At 64.2% G+C, this 26,992-nt stretch carries 11 protein-coding genes; 2 read left to right on the forward strand and 9 right to left on the reverse strand.

Features of this window, described 5'->3' with window-relative positions; translation table 11 throughout:
• Nucleotides 1-198: 198 nt before the first annotated feature.
• The 9 genes from pepN to JS541_RS06725 all read right to left on the reverse strand — a co-directional run bounded on the left by pepN (nt 199) and on the right by JS541_RS06725 (nt 18,458).
• Nucleotides 199-2,808 carry an aminopeptidase N gene (gene pepN / locus JS541_RS06685; RefSeq protein WP_214373685.1) on the reverse strand — a complete coding sequence of 870 codons (2,610 nt, stop codon included), beginning with the start codon at nt 2,806-2,808 and terminating at the stop codon, nt 199-201.
• Nucleotides 2,809-2,895: 87 nt separating this feature from the next.
• The gene (locus JS541_RS06690; RefSeq protein ID WP_214373751.1) at nt 2,896-4,857 is read right to left on the reverse strand and encodes a ribonuclease J; all 1,962 of its coding nucleotides are present in this window, start codon (nt 4,855-4,857) and stop codon (nt 2,896-2,898) included.
• 208 nt (nt 4,858-5,065) lie between these two features.
• Nucleotides 5,066-5,968 (reverse strand): 4-hydroxy-tetrahydrodipicolinate synthase, encoded by a 903-nt coding sequence (dapA, locus tag JS541_RS06695; RefSeq protein ID WP_214373686.1) that lies wholly within the window; start codon nt 5,966-5,968, stop codon nt 5,066-5,068.
• A gap of 131 nt (nt 5,969-6,099) precedes the next feature.
• Entirely contained in the window at nt 6,100-6,852 is a 753-nt protein-coding gene (gene dapB, locus JS541_RS06700; protein WP_214373687.1) for a 4-hydroxy-tetrahydrodipicolinate reductase, read from the reverse strand.
• Nucleotides 6,853-7,018: 166 nt separating this feature from the next.
• A complete protein-coding gene (locus JS541_RS06705; RefSeq protein WP_214373688.1) occupies nt 7,019-8,008 on the reverse strand; it encodes a ribokinase in 990 nt (329 codons plus the stop codon).
• A gap of 52 nt (nt 8,009-8,060) precedes the next feature.
• Entirely contained in the window at nt 8,061-9,356 is a 1,296-nt protein-coding gene (locus JS541_RS06710) for an MFS transporter (protein ID WP_338023609.1), read from the reverse strand.
• Nucleotides 9,353-10,003: a GNAT family N-acetyltransferase gene (locus tag JS541_RS06715; RefSeq protein WP_236036884.1), complete on the reverse strand. Its 651-nt coding sequence runs from the start codon at nt 10,001-10,003 to the stop codon at nt 9,353-9,355. The genes JS541_RS06710 and JS541_RS06715 overlap by 4 nt, the downstream gene beginning before the upstream one ends.
• 146 nt (nt 10,004-10,149) lie before the next feature.
• Entirely contained in the window at nt 10,150-14,349 is a 4,200-nt protein-coding gene (locus JS541_RS06720) for an ATP-dependent DNA helicase (RefSeq protein WP_214373690.1), read from the reverse strand.
• Complete coding sequence (locus tag JS541_RS06725; protein ID WP_214373691.1) at nt 14,346-18,458, reverse strand: PD-(D/E)XK nuclease family protein; 4,113 nt, start codon at nt 18,456-18,458, stop codon at nt 14,346-14,348. Before JS541_RS06725 ends, JS541_RS06720 begins: the two co-directional genes overlap by 4 nt.
• Before the next feature lie 357 nt (nt 18,459-18,815).
• Here JS541_RS06725 and JS541_RS06730 point away from each other — a divergent pair, with 357 nt between their 5' ends.
• Both JS541_RS06730 and JS541_RS06735 read left to right on the forward strand, forming a co-directional pair.
• Complete coding sequence (locus JS541_RS06730; RefSeq protein ID WP_214373692.1) at nt 18,816-20,048, forward strand: serine/threonine-protein kinase; 1,233 nt, start codon at nt 18,816-18,818, stop codon at nt 20,046-20,048.
• A complete protein-coding gene (locus JS541_RS06735; RefSeq protein WP_214373693.1) occupies nt 20,045-26,959 on the forward strand; it encodes an AAA family ATPase in 6,915 nt (2,304 codons plus the stop codon). The genes JS541_RS06730 and JS541_RS06735 overlap by 4 nt, the downstream gene beginning before the upstream one ends.
• Nucleotides 26,960-26,992 lie beyond the last annotated feature (33 nt).

Genomic DNA, 26,992 nt, shown 5'->3' on the forward strand with positions numbered 1-26,992 from the left:
GAACGCATGTCGGCGGTATTGCCCGCGGATTACCGGGACATGTCGTTCCCGTGATCTCGGTCACGCACGCCTTACGCATGTGGGCATACGAAAAGCGGCAGACTTCCGGATGGGAAGCCTGCCGCTTACGGCACAAGAGCCGCGATCGGCAGGCCGTTCATGACCACCGCCGATCAGCGTGCGCCCCGGTTGCGGGGACTACAGGGCCGCGTTGAAGTCGCGGACCTTGAGGGTGCGCTGCGAGGACTCGACGTTGCTGCGGATAATGCGCTGCAGCGCGTTGTCAGCCGTCTCATGGCTGGCGAGCCACTCGTTGCCGAGCTCGACCAGCGCGGCCGGGTCGGCGTAGCCCGGGTACAGGCCCTCGAGCAGCGCCTCGGCCATGTGGAAGGTCTTGTGCTCCCAGATCCAGTCGACGGTCGCGAAGTACCGCTCGGCGTACGGTTCGGCCAGGTCGGCGCGCGGGGTCGCGGCGAATCCGCGGGCCACGGCCTCGAGCTGCGAGTTGGTCAGCTCGTCGTTGTTGAGCGCCTGATCCCACGCCCACGCCTTCGCCTCAGCCGTGCCACGCACCGCGCGCGCACCGTAGGCGAACTCGCGGTTCTCGGTGGTGTCGCGCTTGGCGAGCTGCGCGTCGATGTCGGCTTCGGCGAACACGTTCACCGAGGCGAGCGCGTTGACGAGCGTCCACGTGAAGTTGTTGTCAATCTCGAGGCCGTCGAGCTTGATGGAACCGTCGAGCAGACCCTTCGCGTTCGCGGCGAACGCCTCGTCGCCCTCCTCGCCGTAGCCGAGGTACGCGGTGGCGAGCTGGAACTGCTGGTCGGAGCCGGCCGGAGCGGCGGTCGCAAGCTTCCACAGTTCAGCGGCGACGTGCTCGATGACGGACGCACGGGCGAGCGGCGCGGTGTAGTGCCAGGCGGCGGTGCTCATGCAGGCGAGCGCGTAGCGGAACGTGGTCGACTCGGTTTCGGTGGCGAGCAGACGCAGCGTCGTGTCGACGAACTCGGTCGCCGCCAGTTCGCCGTCGCGGGTCATGTCCCACAGGGCGAGCCAGATCACGGCGCGGGCGAGCGCGTCGTCGAAGCGGTGCAGGTTCTCGATCGCGAACGTGAGCGACGCGTCGTCGAAGCGCAGCTTGGTGTAGGTCAGGTCGTCGTCGTTCACGAGAATCAGCGACGGACGGGCTTTGCCAGTAGCCTCGGCGACGACGGTCGTCTCGCCGTTCACGTCAAGTTCGAACCGGTCGGTGCGCACGATCTTGCCGGTTTCCGGATCCTCGTTGTAGAAGCCGACGGCGAGACGGTGCGAACGCAGCACCGGATGCTCGATCGGGGCGCTCTGCTTGAGCGTAAGCTGCTCGATCGTGCCGTCCGCGGCGGTCTTGACTTGCGTGGTGATCGTGTTGATGCCGGACTGTTCGAGCCACTGCGCGCTCCACGCCTTGAGATCGCGGCCGGAGGTCAGCTCCAGTTCGCCCAGCAGGTCGGCGAGCGTCGCGTTGGAATACGCATGCTTGTTGAGGTACGCGTTGATGCCCTGGAAGAACTTGTCGCGGCCCACGTAGAACGCGAGCTGCTTCAAAACGGAAGCGCCCTTGGCGTAGGTGATGCCGTCGAAGTTGACGTACGTGTCGTTGAGGTCGTTGATGGGAGCCACAATCGGGTGCGTGGTCGACAGCTGGTCCTGGCGCAGCGCCCAGCTCTTCTCGCCGGAGCAGAACGTAGCCCACGCGTCATGCCATTCGGTCGCCTCGGCGGTGGCGAGCGTGGACGTGAACTCGGCGAAGGACTCGTTGAGCCACAGGTCGTTCCACCACTTCATGGTCACGTAGTCACCGAACCACATGTGGGCAAGCTCGTGCAGCACGGTGACGACGCGGCGCTCGGCCAGTGCGTCGGTCACCTTGGATTCGAACACGTAGGAGTCGCGGATGGTGACCATACCGATGTTCTCCATCGCGCCTGCGTTGTATTCGGGCACGTAGATCTGGTCGAACTTGGCGTACGGGTACGGCACGCCCCACGTCTTGGCGTAGAACGCGAAGCCCTTCTTGGTGATGTCGAACAGGTAGTCGACGTCCTTGGCGAACGCTTCGGCGAGCGACTGGCGGCAGTACTGGGCCATCGGCACGACGCGGCCGTCCTCGTTGCGGTAGGCGGTGTGCCATTCGGCGTACGGGCCGGCGCAGATCGCGGTCAGGTAGGAGCTCATGGTCGGCGTGGTCTCGAACACCCACTGCTTGGCGGTTTCGGGAGCGTGATCGCCGAGCGTGCCCTCCGCGGTGACGCGGTCGGTGGCGGTGACGGACTTGACCGGCATGTTCGAGGTGACGATCCAGCTCGAGGCGGCGAGGACGGAGAAGTCGAACGTGGCCTTGAGGTCGGGCTGGTCGAACACGGCGTAGACGCGGCGGGCGTCCGGCACTTCGAACTGGGAGTACAGGTAGATGTTGCCGTCGGACGGGTCGACGGAACGGTGCAGGCCTTCGCCGGTGTTCGAGTAGCGGCACAGGGCGGTGACGGTGACCGTGTTGTGTTCGGCGAGGTTCGGCAGTTCGATGCGGCTGTCGGCGTAGGCCGTGGCCGGGTCGAGGGACTGGCCGTTGAGCGTGATGGCGCTCACTTCGTCGGCGATGAGGTCGAGGAAGCTGGTGGAGCCCGGCTTCGCGTCGAACTCGATGGTGGCAGTCGAACCGAAGTTCTTCGCGCCGACGGTCAGATCGAGCGCGACGGTGTAGTGGATCGGCTTGAGGATGAGTTCTGCTCGCTCCTCGGCCTCGATGCGGGTGAGATTTGCTCCTGGCATGTCACTCCTTGTCAACGTGAGGCGGCGTGACCGGTTGTGTCGGTCACGCCGCCTCGATTATGTGCAAAATTACTTGCGGATCGCCGGCTACCGTTCGATCACGTCGGTGGCGATGTCCGCCACGACCGGCACGATCATCGGCTTGCGGTGCAGCTGACGGGCGACCCATCCGCCGAGCGTGCGGCGCATGATCTGCTGCAGCTTGTACGTGTCGCGGGTGCCGCTCATCATCGCGTCGTTCAACTGTTCGACGATCTGGTGGCGCACCTTGTCGAATTCGCTTTCGTCCTCGGCCACGGCGTTGAGGAAGATCTTCGGACCGGAGACGACTTCGCGGTTGTCGGTATCGACCACCACGAAGCTCGACACGAAGCCCTCGGTGCCGAGGATGCGGCGCTTCTCGAGCTCCTCGTCGGTCAGTTCGCCGATCGAGTCGCCGTCGACGTACACGTAGCCGCACGGCACGGAGCCGACGACCGCGGCCTTGCCGTGGTACAGGTCGACCACGTCGCCGTCCTCGGCGAGCACGACGTTGTCCGGATCCACGCCGGTCTTGACGGCGATCAGGCCGTTGGCGACCAGGTGGCGGTTCTCGCCGTGGATCGGCATCGCGCACTTGGGCTTGACGATGTTGTACATGTACAGCAGCTCGCCCTCGTTGCAGTGGCCGGAGACGTGCACGGCCGCGTTGTCGCGGTTGACGACGCGCGCGCCGAGCTGGACGAGCTTGTTGATGACCTTGTACACCTCGTGCTCGTTGCCCGGAATGAGGGAGCTAGCGAGGATGACCGTGTCGAACTCGTTGATGGTGATGTCGCGGTGGTTGCCGTCGGCGATGCGTCCCAGCGCGGCCATCGGCTCGCCCTGCGAGCCGGTGCACATGTAGACGATCTTGTCGTCCTGCACGTCGTGCGCCTGCTTGAGGTCGATGACGGTGTCCTCCGGCAGGTGCAGGTAGCCAAGATCGGCGGCGATGGACATGTTGCGCACCATCGAACGGCCGACGAAGACGACCTTGCGGCCGTACTTGTGCGCGGCGTCCACGACCTGCTGCACGCGGTGCACATGGCTGGAGAAGCTGGCGACGATGATCTTGCGGCTGGCCTGCGCGAACGCCTGGTCGAGCGCCGGGCCGATCGAGGTCTCCGGCTTGACGAAGCCCGGCACCTCGGCGTTGGTGGAGTCCATCATCAAGAGGTCGACGCCCTGCTCGCCGATCTTGCCGAACTCGACGAGATCGGTGATCTTGTGGTCGAGCGGCAGCTGGTCGAGCTTGATGTCGCCCGTGTCGATGAGCGTGCCAGCCGGGGTCTTCACGTACACGGCGAGCGCGTCCGGGATCGAGTGCGTCACGGTGATGAACTCGAGGTTGAACGGGCCGACCTTCATCTTGTCGCGGCCGGCGACCGGCACCATCGTCGGGTGCTGGTTGTGCTCCTTGCACTTGGCCTCCACGAACGCAAGGGTGAGCTTGGAGCCGATGAGCGGGATATCCGGGCGGAGCTTCAGCAGGTACGGTACGCCGCCGATGTGGTCTTCGTGGCCGTGGGTGAGCACGAGCGCCTCGACCTTGTCGAGACGGTCCTTGATGTAGTCGAAGTCCGGCAGGATCAGGTCGACGCCCGGCTGCTCCTCTTCGGGGAAGAGCACGCCGCAGTCGATGAGCAGCAGGTGACCGTTGTATTCGATCACGTTCATGTTGCGGCCGATTTCGCCGAGACCGCCGAGCGGCACGATGCGCAGGGAACCCTTGCGGTACTTCGGGGGCGCGATGAGCACGGCGTCCTGCTGGGGCGCGGTGGCCTGGCCGGTGCGCGAGACGCGGCGGCCGCCGGCGGCGCCGGAACGGGAGCCGCCACGGCTGGAGGATCGGGATGAACGGGAACGGCCGGAAGTCTTTTCCGGCTGGTCGCCGCGTTCCGCACGATCCTCACGGTCGGCGGACTTGGCCGACTTCGTGGACTTGCGGGTGCGGGTGGACTTGGCGGCCTTGCGGTCGTCGGAACCGAGGTTGTCGAGCAGGTCGACGGCGGCCTGGGCGGCGGCCATCTGCTCGGATTCGCTCACGGTCTGGGTTGCGCCGGAGCGCTTGGTGGTGCGCTTGCGCGCGGTATGCTGTGTTGTTTCTTGTTCTGTGACCATTTCCTAGTTGGTTTTCTGTTGCTTGGTGTTCCCGCCTGTGCTGGGAACGACGTAGAAAGATGAGGCGTCAAAGGCCAGTCGGGCTGAATGTTCCGACTGGCCTGACTCTGCTGGCTTACAGCAGACCGGATGCCTTCATGCCGTTTTCGGCGCGGCAGAGCTCTTCGGGGCCGGGGCCGACGTTCGGAAGCCTCATGGTGGTGTCGTCGAGGACGCCGCGCACCTTGAGCGCGGCCTTGGCCATGACGGCCTGGAAGCCGTTGCCGTTCATCGCCTCGACGAGCGGCGCGAGCTGCACGGCGATGCGCTGCGCCTCGTGGATGTCACCGCGGTCGAACGCGTCGGCGAGGTCTCGCATGGGGCCGGCAGCCGCGTGGGCGATGACGGAGATGATGCCGACCGCGCCGACCGACAGGAACGGCAGGAAGAGGCCGTCGTCGCCGGAGTACCAGGTCAGGCCGGTTTCCATGCGCTTGCGTACCGCGCCGGCAATGTCGCCGGTGGCGTCCTTGACGGCCGTGACATGGTCGAGTTCGGCCATGCGACGGTAGGTCTCGAGCTGGATGTGCAGACCGGTGCGGCCGGGCACGTCGTAGATGATGATCGGCTTGTCGGCCGACTCGTTGACGGCCTTGTAGTGCTGGAAGACACCTTCCTGGGACGGGCGCGAGTAGTACGGCGCGACGACGAGCACCGCGTCGGCTCCGGCCTCCTGGGTCTGCTCGACCATGCGCACGGTGTGTGCGGTGTCGTTGGAGCCGGCTCCGGAGATGATCGGCACGTTCACGACCTCGCGCACGGCCTTGACGAGCTCCACCTTCTCGTCCATGTGCGTGGTGGGCGACTCGCCGGTGGTGCCGTTGACGACGATGCCGTCCGCACCGTCCGAGACCAGCTGCTTGGCCAGTTTCTGCGCAGCGTCGAAGTCGACGGAGCCATCGGATTTCATCGGGGTGACCATGGCCGGCAGAATGCGCCCGAACGGGGCCGGATCAAGAAGATGCATCGTCTCACTCATATGATTTACGGTACTTCTCGGTCGGGACGCGCAAGACCGGCCCGTCTCAGGACATGAAACGGCCGCGTTACCGCGCGAGCAGGTTCGTGCGGCAACGCGGCCGATCCGTATCCGCTGGCCGGTTTGCCGGCTTACAGGTCGAGGAAGTGGTCGAGGCCGACGGTGAGTCCCGGGTATGCGCCGGAGGCGACCTTGCGCACGGCGAGGAGCACGCCGGGCATGAAGCTGATGCGGTCGAAGCTGTCGGCGCGGATGACCAGCTGCTCGCCGGCGTTGCCGAAGAGCACCTCCTCGTGGGCGTTGAGGCCCCGCAGACGCACGGCGTGCACATGCACGCCGTCGATTACCTGACCGCGCGAGCCACCGTCGGTCTGGGTGGCGTCGGGCATCTCGCCGAGCCCTGCCGCGCGGCGGGCCTCGCCGATGGCCTTGGCGGTGTGGATGGCGGTGCCGGAGGGAGCGTCCACCTTGGTCGGGTGATGCAGTTCGATGACCTCGGCGGACTCGAAGTACGGGGCGGCGACCTTGGCGAAGTGATCGGCGAGCACGGCGGAGATCGCGAAGTTCGGCGCGATGAACACGCTCTGGTGCTCGCGCGGGGATTCGGCGAGCGCGGCCTTGACCTGCGCGAGCTTGTCGTCGGTCCAGCCGGTGGTGCCGACGACGACGTTCACGCCCTGTTTGACGAGTGCGAGCACGTTGTCGAGCGACACGCTCGGCACGGTGAATTCGACCACCACGTCGGTGTTGCCGGGGGTGACTGCGGTCAGGTCGTCGCCCGCATCGAGCGCGAGCGCGAGTTCGGTGTCGTCGGCGCCATTGACCGCCTCGACCACGTGGGATCCCATGCGCCCTTTGGCTCCGACCACGGAAACTCGAATCATGATGCGTGTCCTTTCATTGCTGTTCTCGGTACGTCCAAGTACCTGTCGTCATCATGCCGGGCGAGTCGTCTCACGCGCTCGTCTGCGGCCGTTCTTGTCTTGCGAGGGTAGCATTTCGCGTCCGCCGATTTGGCTTCCGTTTCATACAGAGGACTCAGGAGAGGACTCAGACCGTCCGTCCGGCGAACCGTTCGCGGATCCGCGCCGCGGTGCCGTATGACGCTTGAGCGCCGTATCCGGTGGCCGCGTATGCGGACACGTACGAGGCCAGTCGTGCGGCGTCGTCCAAGCCGAATCCCGAAGCGAGTCCGGCGAGCACGGTGCCCATGAACGCGTCGCCGCAGCCCGTCGTGTCGACCGCGTCCACGATCACCGGGGCGATGCGGGTGAACGGTTCGGCACCGACGGTCGAGTCCAGAATCACGGAGCCGTCCGCGCCGAGCGTGACGATCGTCCGGTCGAATCCAAGCTCCAGCAGACGCGAACGCGCGTCGTCCCAATCAAAATCGTCCCATCGTCCGCAGTCCGGCTCATCCATGCTGATGAGCTGGGCCATCTCATGTTCGTTGACGAGCAGAATGTCCGCGGCCTCGATCAGTTCGCGCGGCAACGTCGGCATGAACGGGGAGTCGTTGAGCAGCACCGTCACCCCAGATTCATGGCAGATGCGCGCGGCCGCGGTGACCGTTTCGATCGGGCTTTCCAGGCACAGTCCCAGCACGGCGGATTCACGCAGTGCCCGACTTGCCTCCTTGACATACTCGACGGTGACGCGGGCGTTCGAACCGGCCGAATACACGATGGTGTTCTCCCCCGATTCGTCCACCGTGATGACGGTGGTGCCACTTGGCCCGTCGACGTGCAGCACGTTCGTTGTGTCCACGCCCGCCTTGGCGAGTGTGCCGAGCAGGAAATCGGCGTTGCCGTCGGACCCGACCGCGCCGAACATGCGCACATCGGCGCCGAGCAGCGCGGCGGATGCGGCCTGGTTGCCGGATTTACCGCCCGGCAGTATGCGCATGGGCCCACCGACGACCGTCTCTCCCGGCCGGGGCAGCCGTCTGGTCGTGACGGTGTAGTCAGCGTTCATCGATCCGACGACGCCGACCGTACCGTGGATACGGTCGAGCAGTCCCAATACGGCGTCAGCAGTCATGATCGCACCTTTCCGTCGGGTTCCGCACGCGGAACCGTGCCGAGACGAACGCTCAGCCGCGTTTGCGGGCCAGCGCCCATCCGAGCAAGGCGAGCGGCACCGAGCACGCGACAGCGATCCACGGGATCATCATACTCACGTGCGTGCCGGCCGCATCGAGCACAGCGCCCGCGAACGTGGAGCCGAACGACGTGCCCACCGAACCGGCGGTGGTCAGCCACGACAGTCCCTCGGTCAGCGAGCGCGCGGGAACCGCATCCTTGACGATAAGGTTGCCGGTGGCGAACAGCGGCGAGACGCACAGGCCGGTGAGCACTTCGAGCACGCCGAGCACGATGAAGTCGTCCATCATGATGCGGAACAGCACAAAGCCGACCGTGAGCAGGGTCAGGAACATGACCATGTGCCGCCAGTGGGAGCCTTTCATCTCGTGCGAGCCGAAGATCACCGCGCCGATGCACGAGCCGACGGCGAACATGGCGAGCTGCAGGCCGAGCCATTGTTCGACGCCGGCGGCCTTCATCGACGCGGTGACCGACACGTCAAACGCGGTGAAGCTCATGTTGAACACGAGGAAGACGACGAGGATCGGCAGGACGCCCGGGTAGCGCAGGGCGCTTTTCGCTTTCGGGGCGCCGGTGCGCAGCTGTCGCATGGTCAGCCCGTCCGCCTGCGAGCCGACCTGCGCTCTGACCGGCGCGACGTTCACCTGTTCGAGCGCCGGCGGCTGGGTGCGTTTGAGCGAGAAGAAGACCGCGCCGCCGATGCCGCAAGCAAGTGTGGGCACGAACAGTTGGGACACCGGATGCACCGACGTGGCGAGGAACGCGGCGAGAATCGGCCCGACGATGAACACGATCTCGTCGATCGCGGATTCCATCGCGTACGCGGTGTTCAGCAGCGATTCGTTGCCAGTGTCGCGCAGCGCGTACGCCCATCGGGTACGCACCAGAGCACCGAACGAGAACTGGGTGAATCCCATGACGACGGCCAGCGCGAACAGGACGGGGATCGGCACGCGGCCCAGCGCGGCGAACGCGAAGCCGAGCATGGCGATCACCTGGATGCTCAGCGCCACCGAGCCGACCTTGCGCTGGCCGAACCGGTCGAACATGCGCGCGTAGAACGGGGTGACGACGGCCACCGCGAGAATGTACGCGGCGCTCATCGACCCGGCGACCGTCCAGTTGTCGTACAGGTGGTTGAGCGCGAGCACGATGCCGAGGCTCATCATGGAGATCGGCAGTCTCGCGACGGCGCCGCACACGCAAAACGCCTTGGTTCCGGGGATGCGAAACAGCTTCGCATACGGCGATTGCGCGACTTTCGTTCCGACTGTCGAGGTCACGCGTTCACCTCCCCCGCGTAGATGAAGATGTCGTCCATGTCGTCGCCGTATTGCGGGTGGTCGGCCGCACGCCACGAGACCAGACAATCCAGTCCCTTGTGGGCGTAGAAGCTCACGTCGCAACTGGAGTCGGTGTGCAGGTAATAGCGGCTTACGCCCGATGCCGCGAAACGGCTCATGGCATCGCGCCACAGCGTACCGCCGACGCCGTGGCCACGGGCCGCGCCGGATACCAGGAACAGCTCGATCTCGGCCTGCGTCGTCTCGTTGACGTGGACCTCATCTTCCAGATCGGTTTCCAGAGCATGCCATTGCAGGGTCTCCCGCAGCGCATCCGCGCCATGCGGATCCTGTTCCAGCCAACGATCCACGGCGGCAAGCTCCCGCCCGGCTTCGGGGAACATGACCGGCATGCCGGCGATGCGGGAGATCAGCACGCCCATGAACCTGCCGTCTTGTTCGGCGATGGTCGCATGTGTGGCCGGTTCCAGATAGTGCATTACGAAATGGCGTGACAGTTCCATGGAGGCCGGGGTGCCGGCCGCACTGGACCAGTCGCCCCACGTGTTGTCGAATTCGCGGACGATGGCGTCACGGTCATCCCAGACCATGCGCCGGTAGATGACGGTTGCGTTCGTCGCAGCCATGTGATTCCTGCTCCTTATATTGTTGCTGCTGTCCTGCACGTGTGCCCGCCCACACATGCCGGCCAAGGGTCGCAGCATTCCTCCGTTCACGACGCTCGCGGTGCGTTTTTCTCCCGCGGGCAACACGCGACGTTCTCGTCGCGGCGTCAGTCGTTGTCGGATTGTTCCGGAATGCCGGAGCTCAACTCGGCAAGGATCTCCTGTTCAGTTTTCGCGCGGGCGTGAAGCTCGCGCCGTCCCTCATCGGGCTCACTCAGATAGTAGAGGGTGGCGTCGATACTGTCCAGCGGAAGGTTTTCTATCCGCGCCAGCAGCAGCCGATACCAGTCGAGCTGGATGAGTTTCGTGTCGATGTCGTCCGGTCTGACCGGCCTGGAACCGGTTTTCCAGTCGACGATCGTGAACCGTTTCGTCGTATCCGTCTCGTCGAGTCCTCCGTGGAACACCGCGTCGAGCTTGCCGTTGACGATGCCGCCTCCCAGTTGCGGTATGGACACGACGATCTGCCGTTCGGCATAGGCCGGGCTGCGCCGCGCCCATGTCGAGTCTGCGAGACGGCGTTCCCAGACGGCCAGATGGCGTTCCTTGGCACTGGTGCCGGACTCGTTTCGCATCGCCGTTTCCCGTTCCGCCAGTTCCTCAAGCATGAGATCGCGTGATGGCGGAGCCGGTGTCGTCGCGAAGACGGTGTCGCCCGCGGTATCGGATTGCGATCCGATGGAGGCATCATCGATTGCGTTCTCGCCGTCATCGTATGCGGTGGTGAACTGCTCCGCCCACGCGTGGAACAGGGTTCCCGCTTCGGCGGCCGGGGACGCGACGCGGGGAACGGGCCGGATAATGCCACGCCACAGGCCGCTCATCTGTTTCTTGCCCAGATGCCCGGCTCTCGTCTGCAGCGCGGTGACCGATTGGCGGCTCTGCGCCAGCAGATGTGCGGCCTGCAGACGCACCCGCTCGTCCAGTTCGGCGTCATTCTCATATGCATGTGGCATGAGATCGGGGTCCGCGACCAACATTGCCGCTCGCGACAGCAAAGTGCCGCCGCGAGCGGCAAGAAGTTCGTCGTTTACGCCCGAACCGGTTTCCATGTTTCGGCGAGCCCGGTCCTTATCCAGCGCCTCTTCCAATTCCCCGACGCCGGAGCGCAATCGCGCCAACGTCTCATCCGACAGGGACGCCGGCCATGGCAGGGCGACAGCATCGGCATGTGCTTCGAGAGGCGCGGACCATGCCCGTTCCACAACCTCCCGTTCGTATGCGGCGGCATGCTCACCGACAAAGAATCCGTCGGGCCTGGCCGCTCCGATCGAATCCAGCGTCGCTTCGGCAAGCGTCGCTTCGGCTTGCCGACGGCCCGCGGATGACTCCGAAGCGTCTTCGCCACCGTCCGGCTCTGTTGCCGACGGCGATGCGGGTGCGACAGGCACCAGATCGTCATGATGACACAGCGAATCGCGTACCTCGTTCCAGAACAGCGACGGTCCGACGGCGGTCGGCTTGCGACCGTCCCGTTCGAACAGCGGCCTGGGATCGCGGCCCGGCTCACCGTATCGGCTATAGGTAAGCAACGCATCGCTTTTGGACCGGGTCAACGCCACATAGGCGAGCCGGCGCTCGTCGGCGAGCAACCGCCGGCCGTATTCCTCGGACTGGGTCAGATACCAGCCGTCCGGGTCTGTTTCATCCATGCCGTCGCCGATGTCGGCGCCGCGCATGTCACCGTAGATTTCGTCGTCGATCACCACGACGTCGTCTAGCATGCGCAGCGCCTCGCTCGGGCTGGCGCTCGGGTCCGCGTCATGTGGGAAGCGCGGCAAGATTCCGGCATCCACCCTCACCGGCACCGGCACGGCCGATTCGTCATCCAGCCATGTCGATACGCCGGTGTGGTACTCAGGCGGCCTCCAGCGTCCGGTCGTCGGAGAGCATCCACCGGGATGATCGTCGTCTTCGCTGATGCGCAAACCGCTTTTGCTGCTCGGGAAAGCGTTCGCGGCCATGCCCACCACGGCCACCGCATCCCATTCCAAACCTTTGGCCTGATGGATCGTCATCAGCACCACGTCGGCCGGCGTATCCGGCACCGTCGTCTGCTCCTCCTCGACCTGTTTGAGCGAGTCGATCCATGCGATGAATCCTCTCAGGGTCGGGTTTTGGCCTTCGAGGATCTCCTGCGTATAGGTGTTCACCAGCGAGATGATCGAGTCCACGCCGGAGCGGGCGGCGGCCATGCTGATCGGCTTGTCCGGCTGTGCGATCGTCTGGGCGACGATCATGTCGATGTCGAGGTTCAGGGCCTGCACCGCGGTTTCGATCACCTCGTTCAACGGGTGGTTGGCGACGGCCTGCACCTGTCTGAGCATGGTGCCGGCGCGGCTGATGGCCGCTGCAGCCTTATTATCGATGGCGTCATCCTGACCTAACAGATCGTCAAGATCGCCGCGCAGCAGCAGATCGATCAGGAACACCGCGTGGGGCACACGGTCGCGGTACTCGCGCACGATGTCGGTCTGCCGACGCCGGTCCACCGCGGTATCCGACGCCTCCGCCTCGATCAGTCCGGCTTCGATCAATGCACGGTACCGGTACTGTGTGTCCAGCCGATCCGCCAACGACGCCAATGCGGTCAGATCCTCGGCGCCAAGACCGAAGCGCGGCGTGGCAAGCAGCCGCATCATCGCCCCGGCATCGGTGTGGTCGGCCACCGCGTGCAGGAGCGCCATCAGATCCTGCATGTCGGGACGTTCCAGCAAGGCGGAATGGCCGACGACCAGCGTCGTCAGCCCCGCCTGCTCCAATCCTTGAGCAAATGCCGCCATACGGGTTTTACCTCGAAACAGCACAGCCACATGAGGATGCATATCCTGCGTGTCGGCAGGCTTGCCGTCCTTGTCGGTAAACGCATAGTTCCTGACCGCTTGACGTACGAACCGAGCCACCGCATCGACCTCTTGCCCAAACGTGTCGAATCCCAGCACGCCGATCGTGCCTGTGGATGCGTCGTTCACCGGGGAGAGTTCGGCCACGTCGACTTCGTGCATCATCGAACTGCTGGCGCGCTTCGCCGGCAACCGCAGGGGAAGCGTTAGGTTGTTGGCCGCTTCGAGCACGATGCGTGGATTGCGTCGCGTCACGCTCAACGGATACGGCTGCGTGTCCGTCGGCATGTCGAAATCCTGCTGGAACATGCGGAACGCGCCCGGGCTGGCTCCACGCCACGCGTAGATCGATTGGAACGGGTCACCGACCGCGCTCACGCAGGATGAGACGCCGGCCATTGCGCTACTCGCCTGCCGGACGGCGGACAGGGGCTCCGCAAACGCCCCGTCCGCCGTTGTTTTCTCTCCGGTCTCAGATTCGGTTCCGGATGCCGTATCCGCATGGAACAGCGCGGCGAGCAGCATGGCCTGCGTGGTGGACGTGTCCTGATATTCGTCCAGCAACACATGCGTATACCTGCGCCTGTATCGTGCCGCAATCGACGGGAACCGTGACACCAGCTGGTATGCGGCGACCGTGAAATCGCTGAATTCCGCCATGTTCTGGCGGCGTTTCTCCTGCTCGTACTCCTCCACCAAGCCGAGCAGGGCCTCGCGCCGGCGCACGACCTCGCGCAGGGCGCCGCACCGCCACACGCACAGGTTCTCCAGATCAGCGCGGTAGGTTTCGAGTTTGGCGAGATACTTGGCGTCCTTCCCCTTCTTTCCTGGTTTGGGCGCTTTGGGTTTGGGCATGTCCTGCGGCACCGGCCGCGTGCCGATTGCCTCGCCCAACTGCCGCAGGAAGTCCTGATCCCATGCACGGATGCGCTCGATCGCCTCATCCACCGTGGCGATGTCGCCGCCGATCATCGCGTTGCCGATCGCATGCGACAGGTCAAGCACCTTGCCCACAACGGCATTGAACGAGCCGAAATCGTAGGTGAGCAGCATGTCCTGATGCCGGTCGATCACCACGGTGGCCAGGCTGATTGCGCCGGCGTCGCTCAACGGCTGCGTATCCCGGTCGAATCCGACCAGCAGACCGTATTGGCGCACGATCGATTGGAAGAAGGCGTCGTACGTCATCACTTCCGGCTTGAGAAACATGACTCCCGGATGTGAGGTTCCGCCTGAGGCCCCGACTTCCGCCGACACTCGCGCCAGCAGTTCGGAAGCAGCCTTGCGGGTGAAGGTCAGGCCGAGGATGCGTTCGGGCGACACGCCCTGTTCGATCAGCGTGGTGATGCGGCGTGTCATGGTGTAGGTCTTGCCGCTGCCCGCACCGGCGACCACCAGCACGTTCTCGTTCACGGGGGCATGGATGATCCGCGATTGTTCGGCGCTATCGGTGAATCGACTCATGACTGCCTCGTTTCAAAAACGGTGTCGATCTGTCCGGCGCATGCCGGGCACACCGACTTCAGACGGCAACGCTTGATATGGGAGGGCTGCGGCCGCGCTTCCAGAACCGTGGACCGGCTGGCGGCCGCGGCATAGAACACGCGGGCGATCATGGTCAGCGACCATACCGCCTGGGTGCCGCGCAGTTCAAGGAACGATCTCCACGCCGGCTCCCGGACTCCCTCCGGCGGCTCCAACGGCAGCTCGGGGATATCCATGACCACCGATGGTTTCTGGTAATGATATCGACCCGCGAACACGCCGGCATTAAGCGACCTGCCCCGGAACAATGCCGGCTGGTACAGGCTTTCCTGACCGTAGCTCTTGGCCGGCGCGTCGTTGGACATCACATGGAACAGCACGCTCTGCGCGACGTACGGCGAGCCATCGTGGCCGGCGTCTTCCGATGCGTGGCCTTCCGGGAACGCGAGGCCCAGCTGGTAGCACACCAACTGCAGATCGTTGAATATCGCCTTGACCGGGGGCACCGATCCGGTCTTGTAGTCGATCAACCGTATCTGTTCGCCGCCGTCCGGCAACGTACGGTGTTCGAGACGGTCGATACGACCGGTCAGCCGAATCGTCATGGCCTCGTCCATTGCCTCGGGCCAACCGCCGATCAGAGATCCCATGATGGTCATGAGTTCGCCCGAGGTGACCGGCGACACCCCGTCGATGGCGTTGTAGGCGGCCACGATATCGGACAGCGAGAACCGTGCGGAGAAGGAACGCTCGCATTCGGCGGATGTCAGGGTGCCGACCTCGATGGTGCCGACGTTGCCGGACGGATATTCCGCGGTATTCGAGGACACGAAGTATGCGGCGATGTTGTCGAGCACCGTGTGCGCGGAGGCGTCCTTGTGCAAGGCATCGTACCGGCTGACCGCATCCATGAAGGTGGACGGTGGTTCCGCCAGCTCGTGATAGATGTCCATCATGCGCTCGGCCACGGCTTGCTGCCGCTGTTCGACCGCCAGATCGGGGAACGCCGACGGCAAGTCCAGCCCTTCCTCGCTGGCCCGTTGGGCGACGGCGTGGATCAGCGAGCCGAACGACGCTGAGACGCTGCCGGCCCGAGGCCCGGTGAACCGGCGGTCCATCAGCCAGCACACCGGGCAGGCCCAGATGCTGTCCACATCGGAAGGCGAGAGCACGACGACGGGCGGTTTGGCCGCGGTGGTGTCGGCCGCGGTCTCTTTGCCGTCGGCGTGACGGCCAGACGCGCCGTCATCGGCGTTCACGAACGGCCAGGTACGAGGATCGGCGGCGTCGACGTCATGTTCGGCGAGCAGCCGCAGCGTATCGATCGCATCCCGGTGTTCCGGGGAATGTTCCGGGCTGGTGACCAATGTCGTTCGCGCGGACGCCACGATTCCCCGCACGGTCGCGTCCAGACCGTGGAACCTATCGGTTTCGGCGATCGATGCGTATTCGCGCTGGTTGGGCTGGGCATCACGCTGCCGGTCGAATCGTTCCGGAAGGTAGCCGTACAGGAAATCGGATGGAACCAGATCGTCGTTGTATACGGCGCTGACGGACACCTGCCGGATCGCGCGGGTCAAGGCGACCAGCAGGCTTTTCTGTTCCGACGCCAGCACGGCGGCCAGCCCCGGGTCAGACTGTGCTCCCGCATCGTTGTCGATATGCCCGAACAGCATCATGTCGGCCAGATCCTCGCCGCCGAACATGGTGTTGCGCGCGGCGAGATTCGGCCATACGCCTTGCTGCAACGCCGGCATCCACACCAACTGCCAGTATCGGCCGGCCGCCCCGGCCGGAGTGGTGAGCGTGACGGCCTGGTCGACCGGTGCGACCTTGGCCAGAGAATCCGCCTCGATGCGCATCTGCCGAATCCTGTCGAGAAAATCACGCCAGTCGCCGGCGGCGGCACCGGCAGCGTAATCGAACAGGCGCATCGCCGTGTCCAAGCGATCGTTGGCGCTTCGCCCGGCATCGGTGTTGTCCAGCGATTCACGCTGCCATCGTGCGGCGACGCCACATGCATCCCAAGCCAGAGCCAAAGCATATTGGGGTTCGTGCGACGGCAGCTCGCGCAATCCTGATGCCACCCGTTGCACCAGATTCCACAGGTGAGCAAACGCCTTGGCATGCGGGTCTCCTCCGCATACCGACTGGATGGATGCGAGCACGGCATCGGCATCGCTGAATTCCAGCATCAGGTACAACGCATCCACGCCGAACGGCAAGTCGTTTCCGGCGAGCGCATGATCGTCCACCAGCGAATCGTCGTAGGTTGTCTGCTGGGACTCCTGTGCCTCCATCACGCCGTTGCGCAGCGCGTCCCATTGCGCGACCAGCAAGCGCAACGGTGTCTGCCGCTCGTCCGTCGGGCCGGCATCATCATCGAGTACTCCCGACAATGCTCCGAGGGATCCCATTGCGGCTTCCACGCCGGCCAGTCGTGCCGGGCGTCCTTCACGGTTACGTTCGACGCCGATGCCGATCAGGGGGCTGCCCATCAGCGTGGCGACGCGGGAGCGGACGAACGCGGCCGTTTGCGGCAGGCTCATCGTCATGTCGTCCAGTGACCGATTGTGCAGGTCGGCCAGCTCGAGTAGCGAGAACAGTCCTTGGACGAACGGCTCGTCCTTGAGCGGCCTGGTCACCGACGAGTATCGCACGGGGACTCCGTCCCGGCGCAACCGTTCGCCGAAACGCCGTATGGTGGCGTTGTCGTGCGCGATCACCGCCATGTCGTTCCATGCCTGACCGTCATGCAGATGCGCCCGCTTGATATGCCAGACAATATCGTCGAGTTCCTCGCTTTCGCTGCGGTACATCGCCGTGACGATGCTGCCGTCGAGCGGCATGGCATCCGCGTCATCCAATGGTTCGACGGGCAGGCTTCCCGCCAGTTGTGGCAGTTTGCCAGGCCGGGACGGCAAGGGCATATCGTCGTCCACGGCGGAATGAATGGACAGCGACACCCGTGATTCGACCAGTTCCTTATAGGAGACGGTCGCGGCTGAACCGTCGTTTCGCACGGGCTCGATGCGCAGCGTCCTCGCTCCGAGCAGCTGACGTGCCTGGGCAAACAGGTATTCAGGATAGGAGCCTCTGAACGTCTGCACCGATTCATCGGGATTGCCCACCAAGACCAGATTCGTTCCACGCTCATGGAGCGTACGCAGGAAACCGAACCCGGCCAGAGTGAGATCCTGAACGTCGTCGATCACCATGAGGCGAGGCAGCCCGGCCGCCGCAATCGTGCCCGTGGCGGCCGCGCCTTCCACCAGCAGACGCGACGAATCGAGTCTGTATTCGTGCGGGTACGCCTCTTCGACCATCTGCCGGTATTGTCGTCTCAGCGCGAAGGCAAGTCGCCATTGCAACCGAAGCCGCTCGATATGGGGCGACCAGTCCCCCAGCGCATCCAGGATGCTGGCTTCAGCCGATTCCGTGACGCCCAGTTCGTTCATGCGCGAGATCATGTCGCGCAATTGCATGACGAACGCGTCCCCGACGCCCCGGCCGGCACCCGACGTCTCATCGTCCGCATCCGTATCATTGCCCGTCCGCCGTTTGCCGGCACTGCCGAACATCACGTTCGACCAGTCGTCGGCACCGAAATAGTCCCGCAGCAGCAGACATGTGCCACATAGTTCTCCGGCCGCCACGTGGTTTCGGTGCGTTTCGGTCACCTGTTTGAGCAGGGCATCCTGCTCCGCGCCGTTGAGCAGTCTCGGCAACGCACTGCCTGCGCGTTTGCGCACCGCTGAGATGAGTCGGAACGCGACCGCCGACAGTGTGGTGACCGGCCGGGCCTGACGGGACGATCCGAGACGGCGGATCGCCTGGTCGCTGAGCAGATCCGCCGCGTGGCGGTCGGAGACCGTCATCACCGCTGACCCGTCATCGTAGAGCAGTCCTCGAACCAGCACATCGAACGCGAACGACGTTTTGCCGCTCGACGGCGGGCCGGCCACCAGCAGAACCTCCCCGCGTTTGCCCTTCAGCAGGTCAAGGGCGTCGTCCACCGTCACGACCGCATCGTCGCGTCGCGTGCCGTCGTGCAGCACATAGCGAAGTTCAGGCTCGTTCCCGTTCATGTCATCAGGGTAAGGAAGCCCCTCCCCGGTGTTCGGGCAGACGATGCGATCAGCCCTTGCGTCGCGGGAGAACCGTCGTCGTGTCGCGGTCCCCGTCCCGGCGGCGACACGCCGGGGAGAATATTCCCCATGCTCGGCCGCCTCGGCGGACAGAATTCCCCGATGGGCGAAAAGCCCGGTTTTCCGCCGTTTGTCAAGATCGGAACATGACAGTTATCCACATTTTCATGAACACAATTTCTCCATAACCCACTGTTTTCAACGATATCGAAGCGTTCGACCACATAGGTCGAAAATCGCCGCCCGAACGATGGCGATCGGATACGCTCGCCTTCACATGCCGAAGGAGGTGAACCGATGGACACGACGACGATCCCACCCGAACAGCCGCATGCGCGTTCCGTCCAGCCGGAATTGGGCACCGCCCGGCGCCGTGAAGGTCGAAGCGCCCCGAATGGGCGGATGTCGATACCGGGATGCGTCTTCGTGCAGAAGATCGGTTCCGGAGCCGCCTCCGACGTGTACCGGTACCGTCATATCGCCACACGACGCGATTTCGCGGTGAAGATGTCCCGCAAGCCTCTCTCAGGCGAGGATCGCGACCGACTGCATGGGGAGATGCGGGCGTTGCGTGCGCTGTCATCGCATCCGGCGGTGCTGACAATTCACGACGCGTTCGTCACCCCGGACGGCTACGGGTGCCTCGTGCTGGATTATGCCGCGAACGGGTCATGCCGGAATCTGGTCGGCGACAGGTCCATGACCTGCGAGCGGACGCTCGATCTAGGCATCAGGATGGCCGGCGCACTGCATGCGGCGCACCGTCTGGGCATCGTACACCGCGATGTCAAGCCTTCCAACATCCTGATCGACGAGCACGGACTGCCCGTGCTGGCCGATTTCGGCATATGCGCCGACCTGTATTGTCCGGGATCCGTCACCGGCCATTCACCGCTGTGGTCCGCCCCGGAAGTGATGGATGGAAGCACCGGCGGCAACGACCTGTCGGATGTGTATTCGCTGGGAGCGACGCTATTCGCTCTTTTCACTGGCATGTCACCCCATATGTTGGCGCGGGATTCGTCGCATGGCGGATGCGACGAGCGGGAAACGGCCTTCATCGTGCAGACCGGCCTGGCCGCGGCCGGCATCCAGTCGAACGCTGCCGAGATCGGCAGGATGCTGTGCAAGGCTCTTGCGCCTTGCCCCGATGACCGATACGGCTCGATGCTCGAGTTCGAACGCGCGCTGCAACGCATACGACGACCGTATCGGCCTACACGTGACGTCAATGAGCCCGAACCAAAGTTTTCGGGTCATCCGGGCACCGTGGCACGACGCCGCCGCGCCGAATCGTCCCGGCGTATGTCGTCCGCCGCCGTGCTCGTCATGGCCGTGCTGTTGATCACGTTGACGTCATGGAAAGGAACCGACCGGTTCCGTTACGGCGAGGTCACCGACGTCAACCCGTCAGGCACCGTCAACGACGGTGTCGGGGACGGTCTTACGCCGGACGGCGCTCCGGCGGACTCGTTCATCCGCACCACCACGGCATGGCGATGCGACGTCAACAGAAAGGTTCCGTCATGACATCCGCGCATCATCCCCGTCGCGGGCGGCCGACGTCTGCATATCGCATCACCGCGGCGATCGCGTTGTCGCTGCTCGTCGCCATCGTCATCGCGGCCGTCTGTTTCCTGTCGGTCACCCGCCAGCGAGCGCACCTGCACGACGGCACGGTGTGGGTCACCTCTGCCAAGGAACGGAAGGCGGCACGGTTCAATGTGCGTATCGGACAGGTCGATTCGACGGTTTCCGCCGTTTCGACGCGATTCGATGTCGCGCAGCACGATGATTCCACGCTGCTGTTCGAGAACGGGACGCTCACCGTCCTTCGCGCATCCACCGTCCGGCCGCACGGGCGAACCGACGTGTCTTCTGATGCCGATGTGCTGCTGTCGGGCGCGACGATGGCCGTGGTCGACAGAACGAACGGCAATGTGCGCATCGGATCGGTATCGGAACCAGACACCGTGTCTTTGTCTGGTCAGGAACCGCATATGCGGCTCGGCGACGGAGGCCGGGCGGTGATCTCCGGAGACGGCATGGTATACGGGTACCGTCCTCGCGATGGCATGGTGCTCGTATCGGATGACACGGGAACCGTGCGACGGTCAGGGTCGCTCAGTGGCGGCCAACCGCTGGTCATCGACGATTTCACCGTGATAGGCGATGTTCCCGTGGCATCCGTAGGCGGCACGCTCTATTGGCCGTCGGGCTCGGCCGATACCGGCTCGTCGGATCGGCTGATCCTGCAGTCGCCCGACCCGGAACATGTTCAGAGCGGTTGGGTCGCCGCTTCGGATAGCGGCGGACTGTATACCGTCAAGCTCGGTCATGGCGATGTCTCACCGACCGCTTTGCCGACCGGAGGAGACGGCCCCGCGACGCGACCGGCGGCGGTGGACGGCTGCGTGTATGCCGCATGGAGTCAGGCGGCACGCAATTATCGCAGACTATGCCATTACGGGGAACCTTCCGCGGACGACGAAGACTTCCTCACCTTGCAGACGGTGTCCCGGACTTCCGATCTTCGGTTTCGGGTCAACCATCATATGGTGCTGCTCAACGATGCCGTGCGGGGGACGCTGTGGGATCCGGCCTCGGGAACCCAAACCATCGACGTGTCGTGGGACGCACCGTCGCGCGGCGAATCCGAAGGTTCCCCCGACACGCAATCGGCTGAACCTTCGCGGTCTCGAGAATACGCCGAATCCTGTTCGGGAGAGTCCGAAACGGTGCGGGCCGTGGACGACCGCATCGGCGCCAGGGCGGGAACCTCCCGCACGCTCGATGTGCTGCGCAACGACGAGCATACCGGCTGCGCGGTGCTGCGCATCGATTCGTTCACGGCGCCAGACGACACGGCCGCGTCAATCAGCAGCGTGCATGACGGAACCTATCTGCGGCTGGATGCCACGGATGTCGATCTACAGGGCCAGGACCGCGTCAGCATACGCTTTTCGTATACCGTCGACGACGGTTTCGGGCACACCTCCCGCGCGAATGTCATCGTGGAGCTGGTCTCGATGCGGGTCAACCGCCCGCCGGTCCATGATGGGGCAACAGCCGAGCATGACGTTGAGCAAGGCGGCGTCATCCGCATGAACGCATTGGAATCGTTCGATGATCCTGATGGAGATCCGTTGATCCTGCTGTCCGCGGCCGTGGCCGGAGCCGACGGCGCGGACGAGGATCTCGGTTCCGTGTCTGTCCGAGCCGATGGATTGGTCGAATTGTCGGCGGGAACGGCGGCTGAAGGACGGGTCTGCGTGGAGACGGTCATATACGACGGTACCGATACCGTCGAAGGACGACTATATGTTTCCATCCATCCGGCCGGCGCATTGCCGGCGGCGACCATACCGGCACTGGTCACCGTCGTTCCCGGCTCCCCAACCGATATCGAGGTAACCCCGTACATGCGGGGATTTTCACGGCATGAGGCGAAGGTGGCCTCGGCGAGTTCCATGGATGAGACGGCTTCCGTCACGCATGATGGCGAGCGCACGATCACGGTTCTGGCGCATGAGTCCGGCACCCATTACGTGACGTATGACGTGGAGCAGGGTTCCCGGCAGACGCAGGGACTGCTCCGCGTCGAAGCCACGGGCGTGGACGTAAGCCCGGAAGCGCCGATCACCGCCGATGATGTGGCGTTGCTTGACGCCGACGGCACCGCCGTCGTGGAACCGTTGGGCAATGACCGGGATCCGTCCGGAGGCGTGCCCGGCCTTGCCGGACTGGGGACGGCACCATCCGGTTGCGAGGCGGCGGCGGTCAGAACACGCGTGTATCTGACGTGCCGCGTCATGCCGCAGGCCCCGGTCTCGCTGCGGTATTTGGCGCAGAACGGCAACGGCGACTCCTCGGGCACGATAGTGGTCTATCCGGCGGCCGATTCTGGCGACGGCGTATTGTCCGCATCGGATATCACCCTGCGTGTAAGGACTGGCGGGATCGTGTCGGAGAATCTGCTCGATCATGTCACCTATACGTTGGGAGCCACCGTCACGCCGGATCATAATCTCGTCTATGACGAATCATCATTCGATGGCCTCATATTCGTCTCCGGCACGACCGTGAGGTATCAGGCCGGATCGGATCCGGGCGTCTTCGAGGCACGGTACACCGTTCACGATGACGCCTCCAATACGGCGAGCGGGACGATACGCGTTCATGTCCACGCCCGACAGGCCGAAAGCAAGTCCGATCCGGAACCGAAACCGCTGCACGCCCAGGCATTCGCAGGTCAGACCGTCCGCATCGATGTTCCGCTGAACGGCATCGACGAGGACGGTGACGACGTCATGCTGCTCGGTCTGGGGTCCGAACATCCGCGACTGGGACGGATCATCGCGGTCGGCGCGAATCATCTGGAGTACGAGGCATATGCGGATTCCCACGGGACCGACACGTTCACGTACGCCGTCGAGGACTGGTCCGGCAGACGGGTGCAGGCCGATGTGAACATCGCCGTGGTCAGCGCGCAGCGACAGACATCGATCATGGCCCGCAACGATACGGTTACGTTGCGGCCGAACACCCGGGCCAGCATACAGGTGACGACCAATGACCTGTCGACGGACGGCACATCGTTCGCGCTGGACGATGCGGTCGAAGGCCAGCGACTGTTTGATGTCACGGCCGACGAAAACACGATTTCGTTCACCACGGGCGACGAGGCCGGCACCGGGTATGTGATCTACACGATCGTCGACGGAGCCGGACTGTCCAGCAGCGCGACATTGACCGTGCATGTCGATCCGCAGGCAGGCATCGAGCCGCCGACGGCATATGACTATCGCGTGCCGCCGTCGGATACCGTCGACAGAAGATCCATCGACGTGGACGTGTCCGAATGGATCGGCAATCCTTCCGGGACACCGGACGAGTTGAACGTCGACGTACATGTCTCGGCGCGGGACTCCGCACGGCGTAAGGCCGGAACGCGAAGCGTCATCGAGATCGATCTGACTGACGAGGCGAGGGCGGTGCCGTACACGGTGACTAACACGACATACGGCATCACGTCCACGGCGTTCCTGCATGTGCCCGCCTATGGCGTATTCCAGCCTACGCTCAGGCCTAAGGCGCCGGAACTGATCGTGGACTCGAACCAGACACTGACCATTCGCGTCGACGAGCATGTGCGAGTGGGCGCCGGCAAAACCGCGCGGATAGTGGACGGCTCGGTGAGCGCGACGAAAGCCAGGAGCGCCGATCCGGATTCCGACGGGCAGACGCTTCGGTTCGTGCCCGAACGGGATTACTCAGGGCCGGCCTCGGTCACGTTCACCGTCGAGGACACCGGTAGGAGTCTCGTAGCCGAGAATCGACGCGACAAAACCGCGAGATCGTCTTCCATCGTCAATTCCGCAGTGCTGACCTTGTCGATCACGGTGACTTCGTCACGGTCGGCTCCGCCAGTATTCTCCTCGCCCACGCTCGACGTGATCGCCGGAGAACAGGCGAAGACGATCGATCTGACGGTTTTGACGCTTTTCCCGTCGGGAACCGATCAGGCGTCGCGGAGCCGTTGCATCTATTCCAGCGAACCGGATTCATCCGGCGCGTTGAACGCCGTCACCACGCCGGCCGGCCTGATGAACATCGCCGCCTTACGTGACGCGAAGCCGGGCACCACCGCCATTGCCGTCACCGTTTCCTGCGGCCAGCACACCATCAAAGGTACGGCAACCGTGCGGATCGCATCCTCTTCCCGACCGTTGGCAAAGATCGCGAACCACGATATCAGGCTCCGCGCCGGGTCCCGCGAGGTCGTTGACATTGTCAAGGATGCATACAATCCGTTTCCCGATACGGCACTGTCCGTGGTGGAATGCCGCACCGATGACGCCGGAATCATCAGCGTGAACTGGTGCAAGGACGACACCGGCCTGTCCATCGCCGCCGCATCGGACGCAGGAGCGAAAACCGGCGTCGTCCATGTATCCGTACAGGACGCCACCGGCGATCCCGAACGTCAGGTGCAGGCCCGCATCACAGTGACCGTCGTCGACCGTCCGGCAGCGCCGCTGATGCTGCCGATCGACGACCAGCCGAGCAACGCCACCGTGGAACTGTCCTGGGTCGCAGGGCGATCCAACGGCAGTCCGATCAGTGAATATCTCGTGGAGTGGGAAGGCGGGGCACGGTCCTGTCAGGCGACCACCTGCCGCATCGATGGCCTGAGGAACGGGCAACGATACTCATTCACGGTCAAGGCACGCAACGAAGTTGGCTGGTCGGATCGATCGGCCGCCGTCATCGGCTTGCCGGATGCGGTACCGTCACAGCCCGCCGACGTCACTGTCGAAGCGCGGTATCACGGTGCGACCGTGCGATGGCGAATGCCGTCCTACGACGGGAGCCGCCCGCACCGGTACACCGTCATGCTGTCCGATTCGGCCGGACTGTATTTCAATACCCAGGTCGTGGAAGACACGCAGGCCTCGTTCGATATTGCCGATGACTCGATTACCGACGGAGCCACATTTCAGGCCATGGTCGTGGCGCATAACCGTGCCGGCACCGGTCCGGTTGGCTCATCAAGCGGGAACGCCCGGCCCTGGGGAGACCCCGCGACGCCGACGATGACCATGCGGCAGGAACGCGACTCGATCGCGGTGGCGGTGACACCCGGCAACCAGCGCAATGCAGGATGTGCACGGATCGAACTCACCGGCGGCATCACCCAGACGCTGCCGTGCGACAAGCCGACGGGAACATTCCCCATCCCAGGTGGGGAACAACATCGCGACGACGGTTCGGCCACGGATGACAACGATGACGCCGAACACGATTCCGTCCACGACGGCTCCACGCGCGAAAACGCCGATGACACCGGTTCCGAAGGAAACAACGAACGAACAGCCATCACAGTATCGGCAACGATGCATCCCTCACAGCCACATGCCAGATCGGTGTCCGTGTCCGGCACGATCACCATCGAGCGAGACGCGGATACCGGCACCGGCCGTACGCCACAAGCCAGTGATATCGACAGGCGTTCCGAGCCGACACGAATGGGAACAGACGCAGCCGCGCATCGGATCAGACAGGAAGGAGCAACAATGAAACCCATCCCCACTACCGGCACCGGCGACGACACCATCGTGTCGAATCCGATGTCGCCGGTCGTGCTCTCCATGCCGGACGAGACGCGGATCACCGACGACCTCACGAGGCTTTCACCGACGCATGCACCGCCACATCCCGGTACGACGGCGTCGTCCGGTGCAAGGTCGACCGGCATGGCGCGGCTCCCCGTCGATCCATGTGACGCGACGGTGCATCGTACGTATGAAGAACCGTTGCAGGCCGTCTCGGCAATCCCGCAGCTTCACGCCACTTCCAGACCGATGCTTGCCGAGACGACGCAGGCCGCATCGCAGCGATCCGGGCTTCCGGGTAACGGGGCATTACGTGCCACGCCGTCACAGGCCGAAGAGGAACAAGACGCCGACATCGCCGATATGACCTCCGAGGATGCGGCCCTTCACCTGCAACAAGGATTCCACGCCCTGTGTAACAGCATCGGCATGGCGATCATCGGCAAAACGTCAACGATACGACTGTGCGTCACCGCCCTGCTCGCCGAAGGCCATGTGCTCATAGAGGACGATCCCGGAACCGGAAAAACCCAACTGGCGCAAGGCATCGCCAAAGCCATCGACGTGCCATGCCAACGTATCCAGTTCACATCCGACCTCATGCCGTCCGACGTCATCGGCACCGTCGTGTTCGATCGGGACCGGTCATCCTTCGGATTCCGCCCAGGCCCAGTATTCGCCCCCATAGTGCTGGCGGACGAAATCAACCGGGCACCGCCGAAAACACAGTCGGCACTGCTGGAGGTCATGGAGGAGCATCATGTCACCGTTGACGGCACCGTATACGCGGTGCCGCAGCCATTCATAGTGATCGCCACGCGCAATCCCGGCGACCAGCTGGGCACCTATCCCCTGCCCGATGCGCAGCTCGACCGGTTCCTCATCAGAACCACGATCGGCCATCCCGGCCATGAGGCGAGTATGGGCATCGTACGACAGGCGGATAAACGCATCCGATCCTCACTGGTACGACCTGTCATGGATGGGCGGCGCGTCCTCGCCATGCAGCGCATGGCACAAGCCATCCACGTGGCCGATGACGTGCTCGACTATACGGTACGCATCGTCGAACATCTCAGAAGATCCGACATGACGGCGCGGGGACCATCGATACGCGGGGCACTCGCCTTGATCCGGTGCGCACGCGTGTGGGCCGCAGCTGACGGACGACCATATGTGATCCCCGACGACGTCAAAACGCTGGCACCTGATGTGCTGTCGCACCGATTCCAGCTGCGGAGCGACGCGGTGCTGGATGGTCATGACGCCCGTGATGCCGTTGCGCTCGCCTTGAACGACGTGCCGGTTCCCCACGGCGAACGCTGAAGGCGGGAAAGCAAGGAGGTCACGATGGACGGG

This window comes from Bifidobacterium sp. SO1, from assembly GCF_018555335.1.
GTDB classification, from domain to species: Bacteria; Actinomycetota; Actinomycetes; order Actinomycetales; family Bifidobacteriaceae; genus Bifidobacterium; species Bifidobacterium simiiventris.

What these genes read in the sequence shown, in the direction of transcription:
- pepN (WP_214373685.1), bottom strand. Translation starts at nt 2,808, where the DNA reads ATGCCAGGAGCAAATCTCACCCGCATCGAGGCCGAGGAGCGAGCAGAA.
- JS541_RS06690 (WP_214373751.1), bottom strand. Translation starts at nt 4,857, where the DNA reads ATGGCCGCCGCCCAGGCCGCCGTCGACCTGCTCGACAACCTCGGTTCC.
- dapA (WP_214373686.1), bottom strand. Translation starts at nt 5,968, where the DNA reads ATGAGTGAGACGATGCATCTTCTTGATCCGGCCCCGTTCGGGCGCATT.
- dapB (WP_214373687.1), bottom strand. Translation starts at nt 6,852, where the DNA reads ATGATTCGAGTTTCCGTGGTCGGAGCCAAAGGGCGCATGGGATCCCAC.
- JS541_RS06705 (WP_214373688.1), bottom strand. Translation starts at nt 8,008, where the DNA reads ATGACTGCTGACGCCGTATTGGGACTGCTCGACCGTATCCACGGTACG.
- JS541_RS06715 (WP_236036884.1), bottom strand. Translation starts at nt 10,003, where the DNA reads ATGGCTGCGACGAACGCAACCGTCATCTACCGGCGCATGGTCTGGGAT.
- JS541_RS06720 (WP_214373690.1), bottom strand. Translation starts at nt 14,349, where the DNA reads ATGAGTCGATTCACCGATAGCGCCGAACAATCGCGGATCATCCATGCC.
- JS541_RS06725 (WP_214373691.1), bottom strand. Translation starts at nt 18,458, where the DNA reads ATGAACGGGAACGAGCCTGAACTTCGCTATGTGCTGCACGACGGCACG.
- JS541_RS06730 (WP_214373692.1), top strand. Translation starts at nt 18,816, where the DNA reads ATGGACACGACGACGATCCCACCCGAACAGCCGCATGCGCGTTCCGTC.
- JS541_RS06735 (WP_214373693.1), top strand. Translation starts at nt 20,045, where the DNA reads ATGACATCCGCGCATCATCCCCGTCGCGGGCGGCCGACGTCTGCATAT.